Origin of the sequence: Rhizobium sp. BR 314 (assembly GCF_047445805.1) — a bacterium.
GTDB classification, from domain to species: Bacteria; Pseudomonadota; Alphaproteobacteria; order Rhizobiales; family Rhizobiaceae; genus Rhizobium; species Rhizobium lusitanum_B.
Window position 1 is genome coordinate 88,012 of record NZ_JARWLA010000017.1, and the last position, 24,717, is coordinate 112,728.

A 24,717-nucleotide genomic window follows, 5' to 3' on the forward strand; every position below is an offset into this window, starting at 1 on the left:
GCATGAACGAGGTTCCAAATCTGAGCCTGCACGTCCCCGAGCCGGCGGTCCGGCCGGGTGGCCAACCGGACTTTTCCAATGTCAAGATCCCGAAAGCCGGATCCGTTCCTCGGCCATCGGTCGATGTGGCGCCCGAAGAAATCCGCGATCTTGCCTATTCCATTATCCGCGTGCTCAACCGTGATGGCGAGGCCGTCGGCCCCTGGGCAGGACTGCTCTCCGATGAGGAGCTTCTGACCGGCCTGCGCAACATGATGAAGCTCAGGGCCTTTGATGCCCGCATGCTGATGGCGCAGCGCCAGGGCAAGACCTCCTTCTACATGCAGCATCTTGGCGAGGAGGCGGTCAGTTCCGCCTTCCGCAAGGCGCTGAACAAGGGGGATATGAATTTCCCGACCTACCGTCAGGCGGGTCTTCTGATCGCCGACGGCTATCCGATGGTCGAGATGATGAACCAGATCTATTCGAACGAGGCGGATCCCCTGCGTGGCCGACAGCTGCCGATCATGTACTCGTCGAAGGACCATGGCTTCTTCACCATCTCCGGCAATCTTGCCACCCAATATGTCCAGGCCGTTGGCTGGGCCATGGCGTCGGCCATCAAAAACGACACCAAGATCGCTGCCGCCTGGATCGGCGACGGCTCGACAGCCGAATCCGATTTCCATTCCGCGCTGGTTTTCGCCTCCACTTACAAGGCGCCCGTCATCCTCAACATCGTCAACAACCAGTGGGCCATTTCGACCTTCCAGGGAATTGCCCGCGGCGGCTCCGGCACCTTTGCCGCCCGCGGTCTCGGCTTCGGCATCCCGGCGCTGCGGGTCGACGGCAACGACTATCTGGCCGTTTATGCCGTCGCCAAATGGGCGGCGGAGCGCGCCCGGCGCAATCTCGGCCCGACCTTGATCGAATATGTCACCTACCGCGTCGGCGCCCACTCCACATCGGATGATCCGAGCGCCTATCGTCCGAAAACCGAGTCCGAAGCCTGGCCGCTCGGCGATCCGGTGTTGCGATTGAAGAAGCATCTGATCGTGCGCGGCGTCTGGTCGGAAGAGCGCCACGCCCAGGCGGAAGCCGAAGTGCTCGATGAAGTTATCGAGGCACAGAAGCAGGCCGAAAGCCACGGCACCCTCCATGCTGGCGGCAAGCCGTCGGTGCGCGACATTTTCGAGGGCGTCTATGCGGAAATGCCCGCCCATATCCGCCGCCAGCGGCAGAAGGCAGGTTACTGACATGGCAAGAATGACAATGATCGAGGCGGTGCGCAGCGCCATGGATGTCTCGATGGGACGAGATGACAATGTCGTCGTCTTCGGCGAAGACGTCGGCTATTTCGGCGGCGTCTTCCGCGCCACGCAGGGGCTCCAGGCCAAGTATGGTAAGACCCGCTGCTTCGATGCGCCGATCAATGAATCCGGCATTCTCGGCACGGCAATCGGCATGGCCGCCTATGGCTTGAAGCCATGCGTCGAAATCCAGTTCGCCGACTACATGTATCCGGCCTACGACCAGATCACTCAGGAAGCGGCGCGCATCCGCTATCGCTCCAACGGCGACTTCACCTGCCCGATCGTCGTGCGCATGCCGACGGGCGGCGGTATTTTCGGCGGACAGACGCATAGTCAGAGCCCGGAAGCACTGTTTACCCATGTCTGCGGACTGAAGGTGATCGTGCCTTCCAATCCCTATGACGCCAAGGGCCTGCTGATCGCGGCGATCGAGGATCCGGACCCGGTGATGTTCCTCGAACCGAAGCGGCTCTACAACGGCCCCTTCGACGGTCATCACGAGCGGCCGGTCACGCCCTGGTCGAAACATGATCTCGGTGAGGTTCCGGAAGGGCACTACACGATCCCGATCGGCAAGGCGGAAATCCGCAGGGCGGGCAGCGCGGTGACCGTTGTCGCCTATGGCACGATGGTGCATGTGGCGCTCGCCGCAGCGGAAGAAACGGGGATCGATGCCGAGGTGATCGATTTGCGCAGTCTTCTGCCGCTCGACCTCGATACGATCGTTCAGTCGGTGAAGAAGACCGGCCGCTGCGTCGTTGTGCATGAGGCGACGCTGACCTCCGGTTTCGGCGGCGAAATCGCCTCGCTGGTTCAGGAATACTGCTTCTATAGTCTCGAGGCGCCGATCGTGCGCGTGACCGGTTGGGACACGCCTTATCCGCACGCCCAGGAATGGGACTATTTCCCCGGTCCAGCCCGCGTCGGCCGGGCCTTGAAAGAAGTGATGGAGGGCTGAAGATGGGTGAGTTCGTCATCAAGATGCCCGATGTGGGTGAAGGTGTAGCTGAGGCGGAACTCGTGGAATGGCACGTCAAGCCCGGCGATCCGGTTCGCGAGGACATGGTGTTGGCAGCCGTCATGACGGACAAGGCGACGGTTGAAATCCCGTCTCCTGTCGAGGGCGTCGTGCTTTGGCTTGGTGCCGAAGTCGGAGACACGGTCGCCGTCAAGGCACCGCTCCTGCGTATCCGGATTGCCGGAGAGGATGGGGATGCAGCGGAGGCGGCTTCCCCTGTCGCGACTGAGCCAGTAGTGAAAGCCGAGGCGGTCGGTGACCGGCCCGCAGAGACGAAACACGCCGCATCGTCTCCAGCGAGACAGGCCGCTGAAGCAAAGATCGCCGAGCCGGAAAAATCCATAGAGCGTCCCGTCGCTCGCGAGGCGGCTGAGCGACCTTTGGCGTCTCCTGCCGTGCGCTTGCGCGCTCAGGAGGCCGGCATCGACCTGCGCCAGGTTATCGGCACAGGCCCGGCAGGGCGTATCGGCCATGAGGATCTCGACCAGTTCATCGCACGCGGCGCCCAACCGGCCCCGGTTGCTGCAACGGGGCTTGCCCGCAAGACTGCTACCGAAGAGATCAAGGTCACCGGCCTGCGTCGCCGCATTGCCGAGAAGATGCGTCTCGCGAGTTCACGCATTCCGCACATCACCTATGTCGAGGAGGTTGATGTCACCGATCTTGAGGATCTGCGCGCGACGATGAATGCCGGCCGCAAGCCTGATCAGCCGAAGCTGACCATCCTGCCTTTCCTGATGCGGGCACTGGTCAAGACCATTGGCGAGCAGCCTGGTGTCAATGCCACCTTCGACGACGATGCCGGTGTCGTCACCCGCTACAGTGCCGTCCACATCGGTATCGCCACGCAAACGCCATCCGGTCTTACCGTACCCGTCGTCCGGCATGCAGAGGCCCGGTCGATCTGGGACGTCGCCGCCGAACTCTCGCGCCTCGCCGATGCCGCCCGCAACGGCACGGCCGCCCGGGAGGAACTTTCCGGCTCCACGATCACGATTACCTCGCTCGGCGCGCTCGGCGGCATCGTTACCACGCCGATCATCAACCACCCGGAGGTGGCGATCGTTGGGGTCAACAAGATCATGACCCGGCCGGTCTGGGACGGCACGCAATTCATCCCGCGCAAGATGATGAACCTGTCGTCGAGCTTCGACCATCGGATCGTCGACGGCTGGGACGCGGCTGTTTTTGTGCAGCGGATCAAGGCGCTGCTCGAAACCCCCGCACTGATCTTCATCGAAGGTTGATGACATGAAAGAAATCGTCTGCAAGCTCCTCGTCATCGGTGCCGGCCCCGGGGGCTATATCTGCGCCATTCGTGCCGGCCAGCTCGGTGTCGATACCGTCATCGTCGAATCGACGAAGGCCGGAGGTACCTGCCTGAACATCGGCTGCATTCCGTCGAAGGCGCTCATCCATGCGGCTGAAGAATTCGAGAAGGCCACTCACATGGCGAGCCCCAATGCGCTCGGCATCACGGTCGAGGCGCCGAAGCTCGATCTTGCTCAGACCATTCGCTGGAAAGATGGCATCGTCGGCCGGTTAAACAGCGGCGTGCTCGGTCTTCTGCGCAAGGCCAAGGTTAAGATCGTGCACGGGCAGGCGAAATTCCGCGACGGCAAGACCGTCGAGGTCGAGACCGAGACAGGGACACAGGTCATCCGTGCGGAGGCGGTCGTCATCGCGACCGGATCCGAGCCGGTCGAATTGCCATCATTGCCCTTCGGCGGCGCGATCCTCTCGTCCACCGAAGCGCTCTCGCTGACAAACGTTCCAAGCAAGCTCGCCGTCGTCGGTGGCGGCTATATCGGCCTGGAGCTCGGCACGGCTTTTGCGAAGTTGGGTGCTGATGTCACAGTGGTCGAGGCAACCCAGCAGATCCTGCCGCAATATGATGCCGAGCTCGTCAAGCCGGTCGCCAAGCGTTTGGGTGAACTCGGCATAAGGGTGCTGACCGGGGCGAAAGCAAAGGCCTATTCGGGGGAAGCGCTGGTGATCGAGACCGCCGGCGGTGAGGAGGAGCGTATCACCGCGGACAAGGTGCTTGTCACCGTTGGCCGCAAGCCGCGTACCGAAGGTTGGGGCCTCGAAGAGCTCGATCTCGATCGCGCCGGCCGCTTCATCCGTATCGATGAGCACTGCCGCACCTCCATGCGCGGCGTCTACGCGATCGGAGACGTCACCGGCGAGCCGATGCTCGCCCATCGCGCCATGGCGCAGGGTGAAATGGTTGCCGAGATCGTTGCCGGTCGCAAACGCGTCTGGGACAAGCGTGCCATCCCGGCCGTATGCTTCACCGATCCTGAGATCGTGACTGCTGGACTATCTCCCGACGAGGCCCGCGCGCAGGGCTATGAAGTTCGCGTCGGTCTCTTCCCGCTCAGTGCCAATGGCCGCGCAATGACGACCCAGGCCGAAGATGGTTTCGTCCGCGCCGTGGCGCGCATGGATACGAACCTGGTTCTCGGTTTGCAGGCTGTCGGCGCCGGTGTCTCGGAGCTCTCGAGCAGTTTTTCTCTGGCACTCGAGATGGGAGCGCGGCTGGAAGACATTGCCGGCACCATTCATGCTCATCCAACACGCAGCGAAGGTCTGCAGGAAGCCGCATTGAAAGCGCTCGGCCACGCCCTCCACATTTGATGGGGAGGTTCGTGAGCCTGCGTGAGGGGGGAACGGGAGGCGCGCATCTCGAAGATGAAGACGGGCAGGAAACGGGTGGTTTCGGCCTGAAAACGGATCGATCTTGTCGGCGAAACCACGTCAACGAGGATCCCCGTGAACAGCTCCGTCCCATCTTTTTCCGATGCGTTCCGTCGCATCGGCTGGTCCAATCTGCTTGCGCAATTCTCCGAACAGATTGCGCTTGCCGCAGCGCCGCTCGCAGCCGTCCTGCTCCTGTCCGCGGGGCCTTCCGAAACGGGATGGCTGCAGACTGCCCAGACGCTGCCCTTCCTTCTGCTTTCCATTCCGGCCGGCCTCGCCGCGGATCATGCGTCGAGACGCAAGCTGATGGTCGCATCGGAGTTGCTGCGTGCGCTGTCGCTGGCGGCGATTGTTGCTCTCTTGTTGCTCGGCGTGATGAACCTGCCGTTGCTTGCGGTTCTCGGCTTTGTCGGAGCGATCGGCACGGTATGTTTTAGCGTCGCTGCACCGGCGCTCGTCGCCTCTCAAGTGCCGCGCGCGCAACTTTCGGACGCCAATCGCTGGCTTGAGCTTGCGCGAAGCGCCGCATTTACGGCGGGGCCGGCGCTCGGTGGCGCTCTTGTGGGGTGGACCGGGGCGCCCGCCGCCTATGTGCTCGCCACCACGCTCTCGCTTTTGGCCGTTTTCTGTCTCGCCGGTCTTCCTCGGGATGGGGTCGTGGCCAAGCACAAACGCGACCTGCTTCACGATCTCAGAGAAGGGGCCGGTTTCGTTCTGCGCCACGATCTCCTGCGACCGATCCTCGTCACTGCCGTTTTCTTCAACATCGGCTGGTTCGTTCTCCAGGCGATCTATGTCGCCTATGCAGTACAAAATCTCGGCTTGACGGCCACTGAGGTCGGGGTCACCCTCGGAATCTACGGCGGCGGCATGATCACAGGGGCGCTTGCCGCACCTGCATTGGCACGTCGGATATCCTTCGGCACCACAATCTTGATCGGACCGATCGCCGGGTTCGCGGCGGCATTCACCATGCTGTTGACCTTATGGCTGCCCTCTGTCTGGGTCGCCGGCCTGAGCTTCTTTCTTTTTGGTGCCGGGCCGATCCTTTGGACGATTTCGACGATGACGCTTCGGCAGGCGGTGACACCCAATTCCATGCTCGGACGCGTTTCCGCGTTCATCATGACGGCGACCCTCGGGGCACGGCCACTCGGCGCCGCAATCGGGGCCGCTGTTGCCGCGCATTCCGGAGTGACCGCCTGTCTGGTTGCGTCGGTCGGCTGCTTTGCCGTCCAGCTGCTGGTCATCGTGGGATCCAGCGTGCCGAAATTGCAGCAATTGCCCGATGCGACGTAAGCTTTTCCGCCTCTCCTAAAATTGTGAGCGCACTCTATCTTCTTGCTTCTCTCGCGCTCGGGTGGAAGCCCCAAGCACCTCTTCTGCAAATGCTTCGTCGCCATTGATCGTTGCAGGAGCAGGTGGGATCGAACCAACGTGGTCCTGCCCATCCGGGCAGGTCGTTAAGCTCGTTGCAGATGCTAATATTCGAACTGCCGGTCTGGATGCCACCTCAGGCCGGGACAGCACAGTGTCCGACGGCGATAGCCATGCCTCACCATGTGTCGTCGGACACTTATTTCTTCCAGGGAGCCCGGCCGTTTGTTCCGGCACAGCCCGGTCGCAATTCCAGGCGTCGCGTGCAGCGCACGGCCATCTGCGGCACGCAAGCTCGATCCAGTCTCCAAAAAAACAAAAGCGGTCCAGTCTAGGGAAAAACTGGGCCGCCTTTTGCTGGACCGGAGGTCAATCTAATTCAGCACCCTAATGATAAGTTCAGCTTAGTATTTGTCAACCGTTAAAACGGGCATGAATCCGGCGTGGCACATGTCTTCCATGTTGATGTGGCATAGAGATGTCGACGCGATGCGTTAAGAAACTGCCATCGCCAGCATCATGTCCCTCGCAAACTTGAGGCCGACCCGTTCCTTCGGCCTGCGGCGGTGCGACAGCGAGCGAGCTGGCGGATATGCAAAGAAGTCTTGCACAGCTTGAAAAAAATCCGACTCCGACGTCGGGATCGGTCATTCTCTATCGTCTTAGAAGTATCAACCGCTTCAATTTGGAGGAACATCGTGGAAAATGCTCAATCGGCCTGGCAGACTGCCGCCATCCTCATCGCTCGCCTGATCTTTGCCGCCGTCTTTCTGATGGCGGTCTCATTCAAGTTTATGGATATGGGGGCGACTGCCGGCTACATCGCTGCCGCGGGATTTCCATTCGCGCTGTTTCTGGCCTGGTGTGCTGCGATCCTGGAGGTATTGCTGGTTGCCGCTTTCCTGTCCGGCGCTTTCTTCACTCCGGCAGCGATTGTTGCGGCCATCTATGTCGTCTTTCTCGGATTCTCCTTTCATGGCCCGGCGCACTGGGCCGCCAACCAAGCTGAGTTTGGCTTCTTCGTCGACCATTTCACCTTCCTGGCTGGGCTGTTCTTTGCGGCCGTCCACGGGCCGGGCAAAGTGCTTGCCCTCAGGACGGCTTGGCCGGCCAAGGCGTGAGTGTGTGGGGTTGCGCCGGCTGAAGCGCCGCTTTCGGTACTAATGCGTTTTTCCCGCGGCAAGCCGGCGCTCCAGCCACAAACTATACCGGGAGGCTGCAAAGCTGATTGCGAAATAGATCGCGCCGGTAAATACGTAAGCTTCAGTGTAGAAGCCGAGCCATACGGGATCGGTTGCCGCGATCTTGCCGGTGTTCAACAGATCCGAAATGCCGATGACAGCCAGCAGCGACGTGCTGAGCAAGATTCCTATCGAGAGATTGACGATGGCCGGAATGACCGCCCTCAAAGCCTGCGGGAGAACGACAAGCTGTGTTGTGCGCCAATAGCCGAGGCCCAGGGAGTAAGCGGCTTCGAGCTGGCCCGAAGGGATCGATTGCAAGCCAGCCCGGATGACCTCTGCCAGATAGGCGGAGACGAACAGCGTAATGCCGATTTGCGCCCGCAGCAGCTTGTCGAGCAAAGCCCCCTTCGGCAAGGCCATCGGCAGGATCAACATGGCGACATATAGTACGGCAATGAGGGGTATACCTCGCAAGCATTCGATAAACGCCACGGCAAGCACGCGCAGGATGCCCATCGACGAACGGCGCGCCAAGGCCAGAAGCAGCGCGACCGGAAAAGCAGTTGCAAGACCGATGACCGACACAAGGAGGGTTATCGGCAGCCCGCCCCATTGATTGGTCGGCACGGGTGGTGAAACGACGACCCCTGCCATGAGAAGCCAAACCAGCACCAGCACAATCGGCCAGAATATCAGCAGCTTGAAACCCCAGGATCTCGGGTCGGCCGACATGAAAAGCAACGCGAGAATACAGACGATCGCGAGTGCGGGGCGCCACTGCAATACAGGGGGATAGAATCCAAAGACGATGAAGCGGAACTTTGCGATAATGAATGCCCAGCAGGCGCCGGCACCTTCGGCACTGCAGTCGCTGCCGGTTCCGCCCCAGATCGCGGCGCTACCCACCCAGCGCAGGAGAGGAGCTGTCATCCAAAGCAGGATTGCGAGACTGATGATGGTTATGATGGCGTTCGGCCAGTTGTCGAAAAGACCTTTCGAAATCTGACGTCGACGCCGTCGGGAGAGGCCGATCTGCAATTCACTCATTGACGCCGGTTCCCTCTCCGCGTGATGTGCCTGTTGAAGAGATTCATGGCGAGCGAGACGATCAGGTTGAGCGTCAGATAAGCCCCCGCGATAATCGTAATCGCTTCGAGCGTCTGTCCGGTGGTATTGGCGGTCGTGTTGCCGACGTTCACCAGATCCGGATAGCCGATCGCAACGGCAAGACTGGAATTCTTCGTCAGATCGAGATAGCTCGACGTCATCAACGGCGTTATCACCCGTAACGCCTGTGGGAGCACGATCAGGCGCATGATGTGACCGGGGCGCAGACCCAGAGAGCGAGCCGCCTCCCATTGCCCGTTCTGCACCGATTGGATCCCGCCGCGCACGATCTCGGCAATGGTTGCCGTCGAATTGAAAACCAGACCGGCAAGCAGGCCTGCAAATTCGGGGCTCAGCGATAGCCCGCCGGATATGTTGAAGCCGCCTTTGATCGGCAGGTCGAGATCGACGCCGCCCCCGGTAAGCCAAAAGGTCGCCGTTGCGGCAATGACGGTCGCTAGGCTGATCTGGGTGGCATAGAAGGGACGGCCGAGAAGCAGGCGCCGCAGTGCAACGGCTACGACGAGTCCACATAGCAAGGCGAGCCCGATGCTTGCGACAGGCGCATTTCCGGCAAGCACGAACTTTGGAATATAGACGCCACGATTGCTGAGATAGGTGCCGGCTATTTCCGTCGCGCGGCGGGCGGCGGGAAGGTTGTGAAAAATCGCGCTCCAGAGGAAGAGTTGCAGCAGGAGCGGCGTGTTGCGAAAGATCTCGATATAGCAGCGAACAAACGAGGTCAGAATGAGGTTGCGGGTCATCTGTGCAACGCCGAGCGCAATGCCAAGAAGTGTCGCAATGATGCAGCCGACGGACGCGACGTAGATGGTGTTGACAAGTCCGGCAAGCAGCGCCCGCCCATAATTGTCCGACGACGAATAGGCAATCAGGCTCTCGCCGATTTCAAAGTTTGCCCGTTGCGACAGGAACGCGAAACCGGGCTCGATGCCGAGCCGATGCATGGTGGCGACGATGTTGGCGCCGAAATACCAGAGCACCGCGCCCAAGGCCAACAGGACGGCCGCCTGCGCTGCAGGCGCGGGACCGAGCCAGAGGCGAACACGGCGAAGGGGGCCGGGCTTCGAAAAGCCCGACCCCACGTGACGAGAATGCATCTGCAGCTGATCCATCGAACCCGTCTCAGCGGAAAGGCGGCGAGTAGATCAGGCCACCCTTCGTCCAGAGCTGATTGAGGCCTCTGTCGAAATTGAGAGGCGTGCCCTTGCCGACATTGCGCTCGAATATCTCGCCATAATTGCCGACGGCCTTGATGATATTGTAGGCGAATTTCGGGTCGAGGCCGATTGCCTGGCCGAGAGAGGGATCGACACCGAGGAAGCGCTTGACGGCTGGATCCTCGCTGGTGAGGAACGTATCGATATTGTCCTTGGTGATGCCGAATTCTTCGGCCTGGACAGTCGCGTAGACGGTCCAGTTGACGATTTCCAGCCATTGATCGTCGCCTGCGCGGACGGCCGGAGCAAGAGGCTCTTTGGAGAGCCGCTCGGGCAGCAGAATATAGTCGTCCGGCTTCTTGAGTTGCGTGCGCTTTGCCGCAAGATCCGTCGAATCCTGCGTCAGCGCATCAACGCGACCTGAATCCAGAGCCTTGGTGAATTCTGCTGTTTCCTCGATCGTCACCGGCGTGAACTTCTTGCCGGATTTGCGGAAGAAGTCGGCGATGTTCAGCTCGCCGGTCGTTCCGCTTTGGATGCCGATCGTGGCTCCGTCCAGATCCTGACCCTTGGTGACGCCAAGATCCTTGCGCACCAACAATCCCTGACCGTCATAGAAAACGACCGGGCCGAAATGGAAGCCGAGCTTGAAGGCGCGGGTGACGGTTTCCGTGACGCCGGAGAGCAGAATGTCGAACTCCCCCGATTGAAGAGCAGGCAGGCGCTGCTGCGGCGAGGAGTTGGTAAATTCCACCTTGTCCGGATTATTGAAAACGGTAACGGCAAGAGCTCGACCGAAATCGATGAAGAAGCCCTGCCAGCGGCCGCTACTGTCCGGAGTGAAGAAGCCCGGTGTCGTTCCGACGCCAACCTTGATGAGACCGCGTTCCTTGATCTTATCCAGTGTCGGGCCTGCATTGGCCATGTTGGGCAGCAGCGTTGCGGCCACGATCATCGTTGCGGCGACAGCAGCTGTCACGCGCCTGTGCACGTTGGTAATTGCTTGCATGAAAACTCTCCTGAAAGTGCCTGTCCCCAGCCCGGGACGTTGATTGTTGGGAGGATCAGTTGGCCCCGGGCGTTTCTAAGTTATGTGCTTATAATCTATAGAATAGATATATTACTTCAATGATGGCGCTCTTGAAGAAACAATTTGCTCATTTTGGCATCCATTCCTGCGACAGCAGTAAAATCAGCTATGGAATGAAATATATTTCATAGCGTGAATTATATTGACATTCAGCTTTGCGCCAAGCTAACTACCATCACCGGGGTTCGAGGAGGAAACCCGGTTTCACAAACAAGGCGCGATACGCGCCCTCGGCTTTTTGGGGAGGGGCTTCGGCCTCGAGGAGGAATCTTGCGCAATTTTCTAAGCACGACCGCGATGGCAGTCCTGGCCGCGGCGGCATTCATTTCCACCGCTGCTGCGGCCGAGCCGGATAATCCGTTTCGCTGCAAGCCCGGAGAGAAATACGTCATGAACGTGATGGTTTCGGGCGTCGAATACTGGTTCCCGGTCTATGAGATGTTCAAGCAGGCCGGCAAGCAGTTTGGCTGCGAGACTGCATATACCGGCACGCCGGAATATGACGTCAACAAGCAGATCGCGACGTTCGATCAGGCGCTCGCCCAGAATCCGGCCGGAATTCTCGTTCATCCAATGAACTCCGATCCCTTCATCGAGCCGATCAATCGCGCGATCGATCAGGGCACGGCAGTTGTCACCTTTGCGGCGGACTCGCCTCTCTCTAAGCGCATTTCCTTCATCACCTCGGACAATTCGCGCGAAGGCACCTACGCGGCCGACGCGATTGCCGCGAAGCTTGGCGGCAAGGGCGAATATGCGGTTCTGGAAAATCCGGGCCAGGACAATCACGACAAGCGCATCGCGGCCTTCATCGCCCGCATGGAAAGCAAATATCCCGAGATGAAGCTTGTCGGCCGCGCCGCATCGAACCAGGATCCGAATAAAGCCTATCAGGGGCTGATGAGCCTGGTACAGGCGCACCCGAACCTCAATGCCGTGTTCATGCCGGAGGCGAACTCCGCAATCGGCGCAGCCCAGGCCAACAAGGAAAGTGGCGGCAAGATCCTCGTCATGTGCGCCGACGTCAACGCCAACATCCTCGACATGATCAAGGCCGGCGAAGTCTTCGGCTCGATCAATCCGAACCAGGGCATGCAGGGCTACATGGGCTTCATGATGCTATGGCTTGCCAAGCATCCGGAGCTGATCGATCCCATGAACGACGCCAAGCGCTCCGGCTTCAATCCGATGAGCATTCCCTTCGTCGACAACGGTCTGTCGATCGTCACCGCCGCAAATGCCGATGACTTCTACTGGGACAAGTATCTGAAGCGTCGCGGCACGAAGGGCATCGAGGAGTAAAGCCTGAAACGTCGGCTGTCCGGGGCGAGACATCTCGGGCAGCCGACGCCGGGTTTGAAAATGGGGGAGATGCTCATGACACAATCACCGATCTTAGAGATCCGCAACGTCAGCAAGCGTTTTGGTGCGATCAAGGCGCTGACGGATGCGAAGTTCACGCTCGAAAGAGGTGAAGTGCACGCGCTTTGCGGTGAAAACGGCGCTGGCAAATCGACGCTCATGAACATCATCGCCGGCGTGCTGCAGCCGACCGAGGGTGAGATCCTTATCGACGGCGCGCCCGTCAAGATCGCGTCTCCGGCCGCAGCCCAATCCCTGGGCATCGGTCTCGTCCATCAGGAAATCGCACTTTGCCCGGACGCGACCGTTGCCGAAAACATGTTCATGGCGGCGACGAACCGGCGCCGCTCTCCATTGATGAATTTTGCCAGGCTGGAACGGGAGGCCCAGGCGGTGATGAACCGCCTTTCCCCGATCGATGTCCGTAAGAAAGTCGGCGAGCTGCCGATTTCAAGTCAGCAACTGGTGGAGATCGCCAAGGCGCTGACGCTCGATTGCCGTGTCCTGATCTTCGACGAGCCGACGGCGGCTTTGACCGTCGCCGAGGCACAGGTGCTCTTCGGCATCATCAGCGATCTGAAAGAGCAGGGCATATCGATCATCTACATCAGCCATCGCATGGCTGAGATCTTCAGCCTATGCGACCGCGTGACCGTCTTTCGCGACGGCCGCTACGTCTCGACCGAGCGTGTGTCGGACATCACAGCCGATGATGTGGTACGTCGCATGGTCGGGCGCGAAATCACCCAGCTCTATCCGGAAAAGCAGGACTTCACCGAACGCGGCGTGGAGACTGTATTGTCCATTCGCAATCTTGGCGACGGCAAGCGTTTTCAAGAGGTCAGCTTCGAGCTGCGCAAGGGGGAAATTCTCGGGATTGGCGGACTGATCGGCTCCGGTCGGACTGAAATCGCCGAAGGCATTTGTGGGCTGCGCCAGACGACCGAAGGCGATATCCGACTGCATGACAAGGCGCTTCGAGCGACTTGCTATGCCGATGCCGTTCGCGCCGGAATCGTCTATCTCTCCGAGGATCGCAAGGGTTCCGGCGTCTTTCTCGACCTGTCGATCGCACAGAACATCTCCGCCCTCGATCTCAAGTCGCTGACGGGCCAGTTCGGGCTCTTGAATGCGAAGGCTGAGTCCGAGCGCGCGGAGGAGCTCGCGCGCCGCCTCGGCGTGCGCATGGGCGGTATCGGCATGCCGGTTTCATCGCTTTCGGGCGGCAATCAGCAGAAAGTCGCCATCGCCAAGCAGTTGGCGGTCGATCCTAAGGTAATCCTGCTCGATGAGCCGACGCGCGGCATCGACGTCGGCGCCAAGTCCGAAATTCATCGTTTGCTGCGCGACCTTGCGCGTTCCGGTATCGGCATCGTCGTGATCTCATCGGAATTGCAGGAGCTTCTTGGTTTGTGTGACAGGGCGATCGTCATTCGCGAAGGCGCCGTCGCGGGGGAAGTTGAGGCGGATACCATGACGGAGGAGGCAGTCATGAGGCTCGCTTCCGGTGTCGATGTGCAGCAACAACTCAAAGCGAAGGCATCAACACATGCCGTCTGAGAAAAGAGCAGAAACGGGAGATGAGACAATGACAGATCACGCTTTGGTCGCGACGAGGGAGCGTACGTCTTCCTGGCGCAAGCTCGGGACAATGCGGGAAGCGGGGTTGATCGCCATCATTCTCGCGCTCTGCGTCGTCATGAGCTTTGCCTCGCCACACTTTCTGACGCTTGGCAATTTCAGGGCCATGCTGATGTCGTTTTCGGTCGAGGGCATTGTCGTCGTCGGCATGACCATCCTCCTGATCGTCGGCGGCATCGACCTTTCGGTCGGGTCGGTCGTCTGCTTCTCGATGGTTCTGTCCGGGTCATTGTTCCTGATGGGCGTCGACCCATGGAGTGCCTCTCTGATCGGCATTCTCGCCAGCGCCCTGATAGGCTGCGCCATGGGCTTCTTCGTGACCGTCATCGGTCTCAATCATTTCATCACATCGCTTGCGGCCATGGTGATCGTTCGAGGCTTTTGCCTCATCATCACCAAAGGAACGCCGCTCTCATTGTTCACGCTGCCGCCCTCGTTCAAGGCAGTCGGGCAGGGCACGTTTTACGGGATACCTTATGTGATCCTGATCTTCGTCGCGGTGGTCGCCATCTTCGATTTCCTGCTGCGCCGCGCAACCGCATTCCGCAAGGTGTTCTACACCGGCAGCAACGAAAAGGCGGCGCTCTATTCCGGGATCAAGACCAACCAGGTCAAATTCTGGGTCACCGTCCTCTGCACGACGTTGTCGGGGTTTGCCGGCGTGATCTACATGTCGCGGTTCGGTGCTGCGACGCCGACCTTCGGCGTCGGCATGGAGCTCAACATCATCGCTGCTGCCGTCATCGGTGGAGCATCCTTGAGCGGCGGTTCCGGCACGATCCTCGGCGCCATTCTCGGCATCGCGCTTCTCTCGGTGGTCACGAGTTCGTTGATCCTGCTCAATGTCTCGGTCTACTGGCAGGACATGATCAAAGGCTGCATTCTCTTGACCGCCGTCTCCATCGACCATTTCCTTCACAAGCGTAAGGCTGCCTGACATGCCCCTTGCAAAGCCGAAAGCCCCATCTGCGCCGCGAGAAGAAATCGTCATCGCGCGCCAGATGCACCAAGCCCTCGTCCTGCACTTTCTCGAAGGTCTGACGCAGGCTCAGATCGCCGATCAGCTCGGCATCTCGCATGCGACGGTCAACCGGCTGATCAAGCGCGGCCGCCAGCTCGGCCTCGTCGAGATCAAGATCAAGTCCCCCGTCGAGCCCCTGGTCGACATGGAAGAGCAGCTTCTCGCGCTCGGCGGCATCAGCCGTGCCATCGTGGTGCCGACCGTGTCGGACAATCCGCAGACGGCGTTGCAGGCCGTCGGCGAGGCGGCGGCCCGCCTGCTTGTCGAGCATATCGCGGATGGCGATACGATCTGCATTACCGGCGGCAAGGGCGTCAGTGCCGTCGTCGCTGGCCTTCAGGCACCGCGACCTTTTGATGTCTCGGTAATCCCGGCGACCGGCTGCGTTCAGGGCAAGCACTATACGGATGTCAATCACGTCTCGACGCTGATGGCGGATCGTCTCGGCGGACACTCTTTCCAGATCCATGCGCCTCTGTTTGCCGACAGTGCGGCCGAGCGCGACATGCTGATCAACATGCGCGCCGTCGCCGATGTGTTCAAACAGGCGCGGGAGGCCAAAATTGCCGTCGTCGGTATCGGCTCCATTCTTTCCGACGATTCAAGTTATTATGACCTCCATCCATCCTCGAGCACGGACCGCGCGGCGATAGAGCGTTCCGGTGCTTCGTGCGAATTGCTTGCCCATCTGCTCGATGACGAAGGTCGCGTTTGCGATTACAGCCTCAACCGATCGCTGGTCTCGCTCACCCTTCCGGAGTTCGCTTCGATCCCGACGAAGATCGGTGTGGCGAGTGGGCCGAACAAGGCAGGCCCGATCCTCAGCGTCATGCGTGGCCATCATCTCGATACGCTGGTCACGGACGAAGCGACAGGTGCCCGCGTTCTGGCGCTCGCAACCGGGAAAGGGCAGCACGTATGAGCGGCCAGCAATTGACACGCGAGATCGGAAAATCCGGCGTCATCGCATCGGCGGTCGGCCTTGGAACATGGGCGATCGGCGGCTGGATGTGGGGCGGAACGGACGAGACGGAATCGATCTCGGCGATCCACGCGTCGCTCGACGCCGGCGTCGCGCTCATCGATACCGCACCGGCCTATGGTCTCGGGCGGTCGGAAGAAATCGTCGGCAAGGCGCTTGCCGGCCGCCGCGACAAGGCCGTGATCGCCACCAAATGCGGCCTTGTGTGGCATACCGACAAAGGCAGGCATTTCTTCGATCAGGACGGCAAGCCGGTTCATCGTTATCTCGGCCGCGATGCGATTTTCCACGAAGTCGAGGAGAGCCTGCGGCGCCTCGGCACCGATTACATCGACCTCTATATCACCCACTGGCAGGATCCGACGACTCCGATCGAGGAGACGGTTAGGGCGGTTGAAGACCTGAAGGCATCCGGCAAGATCCGGGCGATCGGCGCCAGCAATGTCAGCGCGCTTGAGCTGGAGGCCTATATATCGGCCGATGGCCTCGATGCCATCCAGGAACGCTTCAGCATGATCGATCGGGAGATCGAGAGCGAATTGCTGCCGCTGACGCGGGCAAACGGGATTTCGACTCTCAGCTATTCGTCGTTGGCGCTCGGGCTCTTGTCCGGCACCGTCGGGCCGGAGCGGATCTTCTCCGGTGACGATCAACGGCGGGACAATCCTCGCTTTTCCGTTTCGAACCGTGACAAGGCGCAGGCTTTCGCAAAGGCAATCCGACCCGTTGCCGATAAGCACGAGGCCAGTATCGCTCAAGTCGTCATCGCCTGGACACTTGCCCAACCCGGCGTCACTTTCGCGCTTTGCGGAGCCCGCAATCCTGCGCAGGCGCTCGACAACGCTCGGGCCGGGACCATCCGGCTGGATGCGGATGATCAATCAGCCATCGAGGCAGCCATTTCAGCGAAGCTGACCGATATGGACAGGTAACGGATCGCCATCATGAATCGTGAAGAAACGTTGGACGGGCTTCGCCGAAGCCCGAAGATGGACGTGTGTGTCATCGGCGGCGGCATCAATGGCATCAGTGCCTTTCGGGAGTTGGCGCTTCAGGGGCTCGACGTGCTCCTCGTCGAGAAGCACGACTATTGTTCGGGAGCCAGCGCTGCACTGTCGCGCATGGTGCATGGCGGCCTTCGCTATCTTGAAAACGGCGAGTTCAAGCTGGTGCAGGAATCGCTTGCCGAACGCGACCGGCTGCTGCGCAACGCGCCGCATTATGTGGCGCCGCTGCCGACGACCGTGCCGGTCTTCGATATTTTCTCCGGCCTGGGAAATGGCCTGGTTCGCTTTCTCGGCCTGTCCCGCCGTCCCAGCCGTCGCGGTGCGATTGCGATCAAGGTCGGTCTCAGCATCTACGATTTCTTGACGCGCAAGCGGGCCATGATGCCGCGCCATCAGTTTCGCGGTCGGAGCGGCACGGTCGCCAAATGGCCGGCGCTCAATTCCGACATCAGGAGTTCGGCTACCTATTACGACGCCTGGGTCAGTCATCCGGAGCGGCTCGGCATCGAGCTACTCGACGACGGCTTGTCTGCGGGATCGGCGGCGCGGGCTCTGAACTATGCCGAAATCCGGAGAACGGGTGAGGGGCGTTATCTCATCCGTGACACGATCGCCGGAGCATCGGCAACGATCGAACCCACTCTCATCATCAACGCAACAGGCGGATGGATCGACATTACCAACGAGGCTCTCCTTAAACCCGAAACGCAGACATCCCCCTTGATGGGTGGAACGAAGGGTTCGCATCTCATCATCGACAATGCCGCACTTTACGACGCCTTGGCCGGCCACATGATCTATTACGAGAATGAGGATGGCCGCATCTGCATCCTCTTTCCCTATCTCGGCAAGGTTCTGGTGGGTTCGACCGACATCCGGGTCGATGACCCGGGGAGCGTACGCTGTGAGGCGGATGAGCGGGATTACATATTGCAGTCCCTGTTCTTCGTTCTGCCCGGGATCACGATCCGGCCGGAAGAGATCAGCTTCCAGTTCTCCGGCGTCCGTCCTCTGCCGGCAAGTACCGACAGCTTTACAGGTCGCATCCCGCGCGATCATTTCTGTACGATTGTCGACGGGGATGATGGCGACCCCTCGGTGCTGTGCATGATCGGTGGCAAATGGACGACGTTTCGCTCCTTTGGCGAGCTTGCCGCCGATCTTGCGCTTGAACGGCTGGGGAAGCAGCGTCGCATTTCGACGGCAGACCGGGAAATCGGCGGCGGGCGGAGGTTCCCGCTGGATCGCGCTGCCTGGATCGCGCAAGTGGCCGCCGAAAAGGGAATTCCTGGTAGCCGCATGGCGACGCTTTTCGGCCGTTACGGCACGCACGCGGAAGCAATCGCCGGCTTTATTGCCATGGCACCCGATCTGCCCATGCCGCATGCGGATTACTCGCAGCGAGAGCTGATTTTCCTCATCCGCAACGAAGCGGCGGAGCATCTGGACGATCTTCTGCTGCGGCGGACGACGCTTGCGATTTCAGGCGCGCTTTCTGCGCAGATGATGGACGCCGTGCTCGATCTGCTGGCGACGGAAAAGGCCTGGACCCCGGCGCAGCGCAGCGCCGAGCGAACCCGTTTTCTCACTCTCTTGCGCGAGCGCCACGGCGTCGCCGAGAGCACTCTTTCCGAACGGAACGAACAAAGGAGCATGGAATGCGAAACAACAGCAAAGTCCGGATGAACCGGCTGTTCAATGGCGGCCGCTGCCTTGATGTCGCAATCGATCACGGCGTCTGCAACGAACCGTCTTTCCTCAATGGCCTTGAAGACATGCCGGCGGTCGTCAATGCCCTGGTGGCGGCGGCACCCGATGCGATCCAGATGAACTACGGTCAGGCCGACCTGTTGCAAGATCTTGCCGCCAGGGACAAGCCGGCGCTGGTTATGCGCGTCGATATGGGAAATCCCTATAACCGCACACGTCACCGCAACATGTGGGCTGTGTTGCAGAATGAGGCAGAACCGCTGATCGGCGCGATCGAGATGGATGCGGCCTGCGTCGTCGTCAATCTGTTCATGCTCCCCGACGAGCCGGACCTTTTTCGCCAATGCGTGCAGAACATCGCACGGGTTCGGGCCGACTGCGACAAATATGGAATGCCTTTGATGATCGAGCCTCTCGTCATGCAGCCGGTCGAAACGGCTGGCGGCTATATGGTCGATGGCGACGCGGACAAGATCGTTACGCTGACGCGGCTTGCCCGCGAGATGGGAGCCGATGTGGTCAAGGCCGATCCGACCACCAACGCCGAGGATTTTCACAGGGTGGTCGAAGCGGCCCGTTGCCCGGTCCTGGTGCGCGGCGGCGGCAAGGAAGACCTGCGCAACGTCTTTGAGAAGTCGGCGGCCTTGATGCGGCAGGGCGCGATGGGCATGGTCTACGGCCGCAACATCTATCAGCATGCCAATCCGAGTGCGGTCGTGCGCGGATTGATGGCGATCATTCATGACGATGTCGGCGGCGAGGAAGCCTTCGCGCTCTATCAGCGCGCCTGATAGTAAGACTTGGGGCCTTGGGAGGGGTACGGGATGGCAGAATATCTATTGGGGCTCGACGCCGGCAACACGGTTATCAAGGCGGTGATCTTTGACCGGCAGGGCAACGAAATTGCGGCAGCGTCAGCGGAGGGGCACAGCCGCATGCCATGCCCCGGACATGTAGAGCGCGGGCTCGATGAGCTCTGGGCGAATGCCGGTAAGGTTATCCGCACCTGCATCGAGCAGGCTGGAGTTTCGCCCGGAGACATTGTTGCCGTCGGCTGTGCAGGCCACGGAAACGGGCTTTACGCCCTCGATCGCGAAGGCCGTCCCTTGCTGGGCATCCAGTCTCTGGATACGCGCGCCGTTGGCCTCGTCGAGGAATGGCAGGAAAAAGGTGTGGGTGACCGCACCTATCCGATCGGCCAGCAGCGGCCCTGGCCATCGCAGACGCCGACATTGCTTGCCTGGCTGAAGCGCCGCCAGCCGGAAACCTTCGCCCGGATTGGCACGGTTTTCCTATGCAAGGATTTCATCGTCAATCGCCTGACCGGCGTTCGTGTCAGCGAAGTCTCCGATATGACCGGATGCGGGCTGCTCCATGTCGTCGATCGCCGCTATGACTATGGTCTGATGGAAGTCTATGGCCTCGGTGATTGCATGGAACTGCTTCCGCCCTTGATCGAAAGCTCCGATATTGCGGGGCACGTCACAGCGGAGGCAGCAGCACTGACCGGGCTTGCCATCGGAACGCCTGTCGTCGGCGGTCTTTTCGATGTTGTCGCCTCCGCCATCGGCTCCGGTGTCACCCGCACTGGGGCGGCCTCGATCATCGCCGGCACCTGGAGCATCAATCAGGTGATTGTCGATACGCCGCGGCTCGACGGGCCGGTGTTCATGTCCTCGACCTTCGACCGCAAGCGCTATATGGCGATCGAATCGAGCGCCACCTCGGCCGCCAATCTCGAATGGCTGGTACGGGAGTTCTTTTCGGATGTTTCGCTGGACGGCCGATCGCCCTTCGACTTGTGCGGAGATCTGGCCGCCGGCATCGAGCCTGCTGGGGATGATCCGCTCTATCATCCCTTCCTTTATGGTGCGCAACAAAGCGGCAATGCCCGCGCCGGTTTCTATGGCGTTGCCGGTTGGCATACGAAGGGGCATCTCGTTCGTGCCGTGCTGGAAGGCGTCGCCTTCGGCCATCGACAACATATTGAGACGATGCGGCAAGCGGGGGCAGTCTTCAACGAAGCTGTGCTTTCCGGTGGCGGTTCGCGCAGCCTGATTTGGCCGCAAATATTCGCCGATGTGCTGGGTTTGCCGGTCTCGATCGCCCGTTCGCGGGAAACCGGTGCGCTCGGCGCTGCAATCACCGCAGGAACGGGGATTGGAGTTTTTGCGGATTTCGCGGCCGGCGCGGCGTCCATGGTGCGGGTCGAGCGGAACTACGTTCCGAACGGGCATCTTCAAAGCCACTACGAGCGACGCTATGGCCTCTATAACGACATCCTGACGGCAATGGCACCGATCTGGCGACGGCTGTCCTCATCGCTGCCTTCGGCGACAGGAGCGGCAGCGTGAGCGCGTCCTCTGACAATGCAGTCGCCGATGCCGGCGATTACGATTTCATCATCGTCGGAGCGGGATCGGCGGGATGCGTTCTTGCCAATCGCCTGTCGGCCAACCCGGCAAATCGGGTTCTTTTGCTCGAGGCCGGCGGCAACGATCGATATCATTGGGTGCATATCCCGATCGGCTATCTCTTCTGTATGGGCAATCCGCGCACGGATTGGATGATGAAGACGCAGCAGGAAACTGGCCTCAATGGCCGCTCGCTTCCCTATCCGCGGGGAAAGCTCCTCGGAGGCTGCTCATCGATCAATGGCATGATCTATATGCGCGGCCAGGCTGCCGATTATGATGGCTGGCGGCAGGAGGGCAATGTCGGCTGGGGCTGGGATGACATTCTCCCCTATTTCCTGAAGTCGGAGGACAATTATCGCGGTCGGTCGCAGGTTCACGGTGCAGGCGGCGAATGGCGCGTGGAGCGGCAGCGCCTCTCCTGGCCGATCCTCGACGCGTTTCGCGATGCGGCAGAGGAGCTTGGCATTCCGAAGACCGACGATTTCAATGATGGCGACAACGAAGGGTCCGGTTATTTCGAGGTCAATCAGCGCGGCGGACTACGCTGGAACACCACCAAGGCCTTTCTGCGCCCTGCCATGAAGCGGGCCAATCTTAGAGTGCTGACAGGCGCGGAAACGGAAACGCTGCTGTTTGAGGCGCGTCGCGTCAGCGGCGTCCGGTATCGATTGGATGGCAGGGTTCACGAGGTGCGAGCAAAGCGCGAGGTCATCCTTTCGGCCGGAGCGATCAATTCGCCGAAAATACTAGAACTCTCGGGGGTCGGCAGACCCGAACTGCTGCGGCATATCGGCATCGAGGTCATACATTCTCTGAAAGCAGTTGGAGAAAATCTGCAGGATCATTTGCAGATCCGCACCGTATTTCGCATCGAGGGGGCGAAAACGCTGAACCAGCTCTACCATAATCTCTTCGCTCGTGCTGGCATGGGGCTGGAATATGCCTTCCGCCGCTCTGGCCCACTGTCCATGGCGCCGAGCCAACTTGGCATCTTCGCGAAAAGCGATCCGGCGGTGGCGACGGCCGATCTCGAATATCACGTTCAGCCGCTTAGCACGGACAGGCTGGGCGAACCGCTGCACCGCTATCCCGCCGTCACCGTCTCCGTTTGCAATCTCCGTCCTGAAAGCCGAGGTACGGTCCACGTCGCCGCGCCGGATGCTTCATCGGCTCCGGAGATAAGGCCGAACTATCTCTCGACGGCGGGGGATCGCATCGTGGCAGCGCGCTCCATTCGTCATGCTCGTCGTCTTATGCAGGCCAGAGCGATTTCGGAGTTCGCTCCGAGGGAGATGCTGCCAGGCCCCGAGTTTCAAAGCGATGAGGAATTGGTGCGAAGGGCAGGCGACATCGCTACGACCATTTTCCACCCGGTTGGGACATGCAAGATGGGAAGCGGCGAGGATGCCGTCGTCGATTCACAGCTGCGCGTCCATGGTATCGGCGGGCTGAGAGTGGTCGATGCCTCGATCATGCCGAAAATCGTCTCGGGAAACACCAATTCACCGGTCATCATGATCGCGGAGAAAGCGGCCGACATGATCTTGAGCTAAGTGCCGTTGCCGCATGTTATCGATTATCGATAACGTATTTTGACAATGCTAGCTCATCGGAGCGATAGCGAATAGAGCAAAGACCTAGGCGCCGTGAAGCGGATTTACTGAGCCATGAGGAGTGGTCGTGGGCTGATCGGCGAGATGATGGGGCATCGAGACGATCGGATATCATGCGCGGGTCACACGAGCGAGCAAGTTCAAGAGGAAATGATGAATGCGCATGACGATGCCTTGGTAGACGAACCAACAGTAAGGGGCTCGCCGTGTGAGGTTCTTCGCGTCTTCCTCATGCTTGGATTGACCTCCTTCGGTGGTCCGATCGCTCATCTGGGCTACTTTCGTGACGAGCTTGTTGTGCGGCGAAAATGGATCGATGAGGAAGGTTATGCCGATCTCGTAGCTCTTTGTCAGTTTCTGCCGGGGCCAGCCTCCAGTCAGGTCGGATTTTCGCTCGGTGTATTGCGCGGCAACGGGCTGCTTGGCGGGTTGGCGGCGTGGCTCGGCTTCACCTTGCCGTCCGCTGCGATCCTGTTCGCCTTTGCCGTGGGCACGGCAACTTTCACCGGAGCGGCATCTACTGGCGTTCTGCATGGATTGAAACTGGTCGCTGTCGCGGTGATTGCCCAGGCGATCTGGGGCATGGCAAAAACCCTGACGCCGGATCGGGGGCGGGCCGCCATCGCTCTTGCGGCCGTTGCGATTGTCGTCTTTATCGGTGGAACGCTCGGTCAAACGGGTGCCATCGCTCTTGGAGCGGTCGGTGGGCTCTTGTTCTGTCGAGGCGAACCGTCTTTCACATCGGCAAGCCGCCTGCACTTTCCGGTATCGCGCCGCGGGGGAGCTATAGCTCTTGTCGCATTTGCAGTCCTCCTGGTCCTCCCGGCGCTGTTCGCGATGACAAACAGTTACCAAGCGATTGCGCTGTTCGATGCCTTCTACCGCTCCGGGGCGTTGGTATTCGGAGGAGGACATGTCGTCCTTCCCCTGTTGCAGGCCCAAGTGGTGGATTCGGGATGGGTGACGAACGAAACCTTCCTGACCGGTTACGGTCTGGCGCAGGCGGTGCCGGGGCCGCTGTTCACGTTTGCGGCCTACCTCGGCACAATCGTGGGGCCGGAACCCAACGGCTTCGCCGGTGCGTCGATCGCCCTTGTTGCGATCTTCCTGCCGGGGATATTGTTGGTCTACGGCATGCTTCCCTACTGGGATGCGTTGCGGCTTCGGCCGACGGCGCAGGCGGCCATGCGTGGGGCCAATGCCGCCGTCGTGGGCATCCTTGGTGCCGCGCTCTACAACCCGGTCTGGACATCAGCGGTGCTTTCGCCGAAGGATTTCGCCTTGGCGCTGGCGGGCTTTCTGTTGCTCACCGTCTGGAAAACGCCGCCCTGGATCGTCGTTTTTCTATTGGCGGCGAGCGGCGCTGCTGCACATATGGTCTGAGCGACGCTTCAAAAGAAGCCAGTCCACGTCACGAGATCCCTGGAGCTACTCATTATCGGGTTGAAAGCGGCGGTGGCGGTGGCGGCGTGGTCGAGCCGGAGCCTAGGGAGCGCTGAACCATCACCGTGTCGGCCCAATGACCGTAACGATAGGCAACCGCCGGCAAGAGGCCGACCTGCACGAAGCCGAAGCGCTCGTGCAGGGTGAGCGAGGCGACGTTGTCTGCATCGATGTAACCGATCATCTGCCGGAATCCGGCGGCCGCGCAGGCGTCGATCAGCCCGCGCATGAGCAGGCTGCCGACACCTTGGCCGATATGGTCGTGATGGACATAGATCGAATGCTTGACGGTGTAGCGGTAGGCCGGGCGTTTGCGGAACAATACCACATAGGCGTAGCCAACGACCTTTTCACCTTCAACCGCGACGACATGAGGGAAACGGCGATTCCTGAGGTTTTTGCGCCGGTCCTTGAGGTCGTCGGATTGCGGCGTGTCGTTGTCATCCACTCCATCTTCGACACCGCGGCGAATGTGGCGACGATAGATCGCCAACATGGCATCGACGTCGGTCTCGCGCGAAGGGCGAATGACGATCGTTCTATTCTGCTCCATGATCGAACCTGAATTCCCG

The 24,717-nt window shown here is 60.4% G+C and carries 20 protein-coding genes; 16 read left to right on the forward strand and 4 right to left on the reverse strand.

What is annotated here, in order from left to right:
* Positions 1 to 2: 2 nt before the first annotated feature.
* The 6 genes from QD461_RS20815 to QD461_RS20840 all read left to right on the forward strand — a co-directional run bounded on the left by QD461_RS20815 (position 3) and on the right by QD461_RS20840 (position 7,511).
* Positions 3 to 1,235, forward strand: a complete 1,233-nt coding sequence (locus QD461_RS20815; RefSeq protein ID WP_414089463.1) for a 3-methyl-2-oxobutanoate dehydrogenase (2-methylpropanoyl-transferring) subunit alpha — start codon at positions 3 to 5, stop codon at positions 1,233 to 1,235.
* A gap of 1 nt (position 1,236) precedes the next feature.
* Positions 1,237 to 2,250, forward strand: coding sequence for an alpha-ketoacid dehydrogenase subunit beta (locus QD461_RS20820; protein WP_414089464.1), 1,014 nt, complete (start codon positions 1,237 to 1,239; stop codon positions 2,248 to 2,250).
* 2 nt (positions 2,251 to 2,252) lie between these two features.
* Positions 2,253 to 3,557 carry a dihydrolipoamide acetyltransferase family protein gene (locus QD461_RS20825; RefSeq protein ID WP_184705378.1) on the forward strand — a complete coding sequence of 435 codons (1,305 nt, stop codon included), beginning with the start codon at positions 2,253 to 2,255 and terminating at the stop codon, positions 3,555 to 3,557.
* 4 nt (positions 3,558 to 3,561) lie between these two features.
* A complete protein-coding gene (gene lpdA / locus QD461_RS20830) occupies positions 3,562 to 4,950 on the forward strand; it encodes a dihydrolipoyl dehydrogenase (RefSeq protein ID WP_414089465.1) in 1,389 nt (462 codons plus the stop codon).
* A 135-nt stretch (positions 4,951 to 5,085) separates the two neighbouring features.
* Positions 5,086 to 6,312: an MFS transporter gene (locus QD461_RS20835; RefSeq protein ID WP_184705382.1), complete on the forward strand. Its 1,227-nt coding sequence runs from the start codon at positions 5,086 to 5,088 to the stop codon at positions 6,310 to 6,312.
* Positions 6,313 to 7,088: 776 nt separating this feature from the next.
* Complete coding sequence (locus QD461_RS20840; protein WP_184705384.1) at positions 7,089 to 7,511, forward strand: DoxX family protein; 423 nt, start codon at positions 7,089 to 7,091, stop codon at positions 7,509 to 7,511.
* Positions 7,512 to 7,550: 39 nt separating this feature from the next.
* On the opposite strand, the gene QD461_RS20845 is transcribed toward QD461_RS20840, so the two are convergent.
* From QD461_RS20845 to QD461_RS20855, 3 genes are read right to left on the reverse strand one after another with little or no spacing between them, the layout of a single operon-like run.
* Positions 7,551 to 8,621, reverse strand: coding sequence for an amino acid ABC transporter permease (locus tag QD461_RS20845; RefSeq protein ID WP_414089466.1), 1,071 nt, complete (start codon positions 8,619 to 8,621; stop codon positions 7,551 to 7,553).
* Complete coding sequence (locus QD461_RS20850; RefSeq protein ID WP_414089467.1) at positions 8,618 to 9,814, reverse strand: amino acid ABC transporter permease; 1,197 nt, start codon at positions 9,812 to 9,814, stop codon at positions 8,618 to 8,620. Before QD461_RS20850 ends, QD461_RS20845 begins: the two co-directional genes overlap by 4 nt.
* A gap of 10 nt (positions 9,815 to 9,824) precedes the next feature.
* Positions 9,825 to 10,814, reverse strand: a complete 990-nt coding sequence (locus QD461_RS20855) for an amino acid ABC transporter substrate-binding protein (protein ID WP_409527687.1) — start codon at positions 10,812 to 10,814, stop codon at positions 9,825 to 9,827.
* A 405-nt stretch (positions 10,815 to 11,219) separates the two neighbouring features.
* Between QD461_RS20855 and QD461_RS20860 the strand changes: the two genes are divergently transcribed.
* From QD461_RS20860 to chrA, 10 genes are all read left to right on the forward strand, one after another.
* Positions 11,220 to 12,251 carry a substrate-binding domain-containing protein gene (locus tag QD461_RS20860; protein WP_184705392.1) on the forward strand — a complete coding sequence of 344 codons (1,032 nt, stop codon included), beginning with the start codon at positions 11,220 to 11,222 and terminating at the stop codon, positions 12,249 to 12,251.
* A 75-nt stretch (positions 12,252 to 12,326) separates the two neighbouring features.
* Positions 12,327 to 13,871 carry a sugar ABC transporter ATP-binding protein gene (locus tag QD461_RS20865; protein ID WP_414089468.1) on the forward strand — a complete coding sequence of 515 codons (1,545 nt, stop codon included), beginning with the start codon at positions 12,327 to 12,329 and terminating at the stop codon, positions 13,869 to 13,871.
* A 28-nt stretch (positions 13,872 to 13,899) separates the two neighbouring features.
* Positions 13,900 to 14,889 carry an ABC transporter permease gene (locus QD461_RS20870; protein WP_414089469.1) on the forward strand — a complete coding sequence of 330 codons (990 nt, stop codon included), beginning with the start codon at positions 13,900 to 13,902 and terminating at the stop codon, positions 14,887 to 14,889.
* 1 nt (position 14,890) lies between these two features.
* Positions 14,891 to 15,895, forward strand: a complete 1,005-nt coding sequence (locus QD461_RS20875; RefSeq protein WP_184705398.1) for a sugar-binding transcriptional regulator — start codon at positions 14,891 to 14,893, stop codon at positions 15,893 to 15,895.
* Positions 15,892 to 16,887 (forward strand): aldo/keto reductase, encoded by a 996-nt coding sequence (locus QD461_RS20880; protein WP_414089470.1) that lies wholly within the window; start codon positions 15,892 to 15,894, stop codon positions 16,885 to 16,887. Before QD461_RS20875 ends, QD461_RS20880 begins: the two co-directional genes overlap by 4 nt.
* 12 nt (positions 16,888 to 16,899) lie before the next feature.
* Complete coding sequence (locus tag QD461_RS20885) at positions 16,900 to 18,648, forward strand: FAD-dependent oxidoreductase (RefSeq protein ID WP_414089471.1); 1,749 nt, start codon at positions 16,900 to 16,902, stop codon at positions 18,646 to 18,648.
* On the forward strand, positions 18,645 to 19,463 hold the full coding sequence (locus tag QD461_RS20890) for a class I fructose-bisphosphate aldolase (protein ID WP_414089494.1): 819 nt from the start codon (positions 18,645 to 18,647) through the stop codon (positions 19,461 to 19,463). The genes QD461_RS20885 and QD461_RS20890 overlap by 4 nt, the downstream gene beginning before the upstream one ends.
* Before the next feature lie 33 nt (positions 19,464 to 19,496).
* Positions 19,497 to 21,026, forward strand: a complete 1,530-nt coding sequence (locus QD461_RS20895) for an FGGY-family carbohydrate kinase (protein ID WP_414089472.1) — start codon at positions 19,497 to 19,499, stop codon at positions 21,024 to 21,026.
* A complete protein-coding gene (locus tag QD461_RS20900; protein ID WP_414089473.1) occupies positions 21,023 to 22,642 on the forward strand; it encodes a GMC family oxidoreductase in 1,620 nt (539 codons plus the stop codon). Before QD461_RS20895 ends, QD461_RS20900 begins: the two co-directional genes overlap by 4 nt.
* Positions 22,643 to 22,855: 213 nt before the next feature.
* Positions 22,856 to 24,085 carry a chromate efflux transporter gene (gene chrA / locus QD461_RS20905; protein WP_414089495.1) on the forward strand — a complete coding sequence of 410 codons (1,230 nt, stop codon included), beginning with the start codon at positions 22,856 to 22,858 and terminating at the stop codon, positions 24,083 to 24,085.
* Between the two features lie 52 nt (positions 24,086 to 24,137).
* Here chrA and QD461_RS20910 read toward each other — a convergent pair whose 3' ends face one another.
* Positions 24,138 to 24,698, reverse strand: coding sequence for an N-acetyltransferase family protein (locus QD461_RS20910; RefSeq protein ID WP_414089474.1), 561 nt, complete (start codon positions 24,696 to 24,698; stop codon positions 24,138 to 24,140).
* Positions 24,699 to 24,717 lie beyond the last annotated feature (19 nt).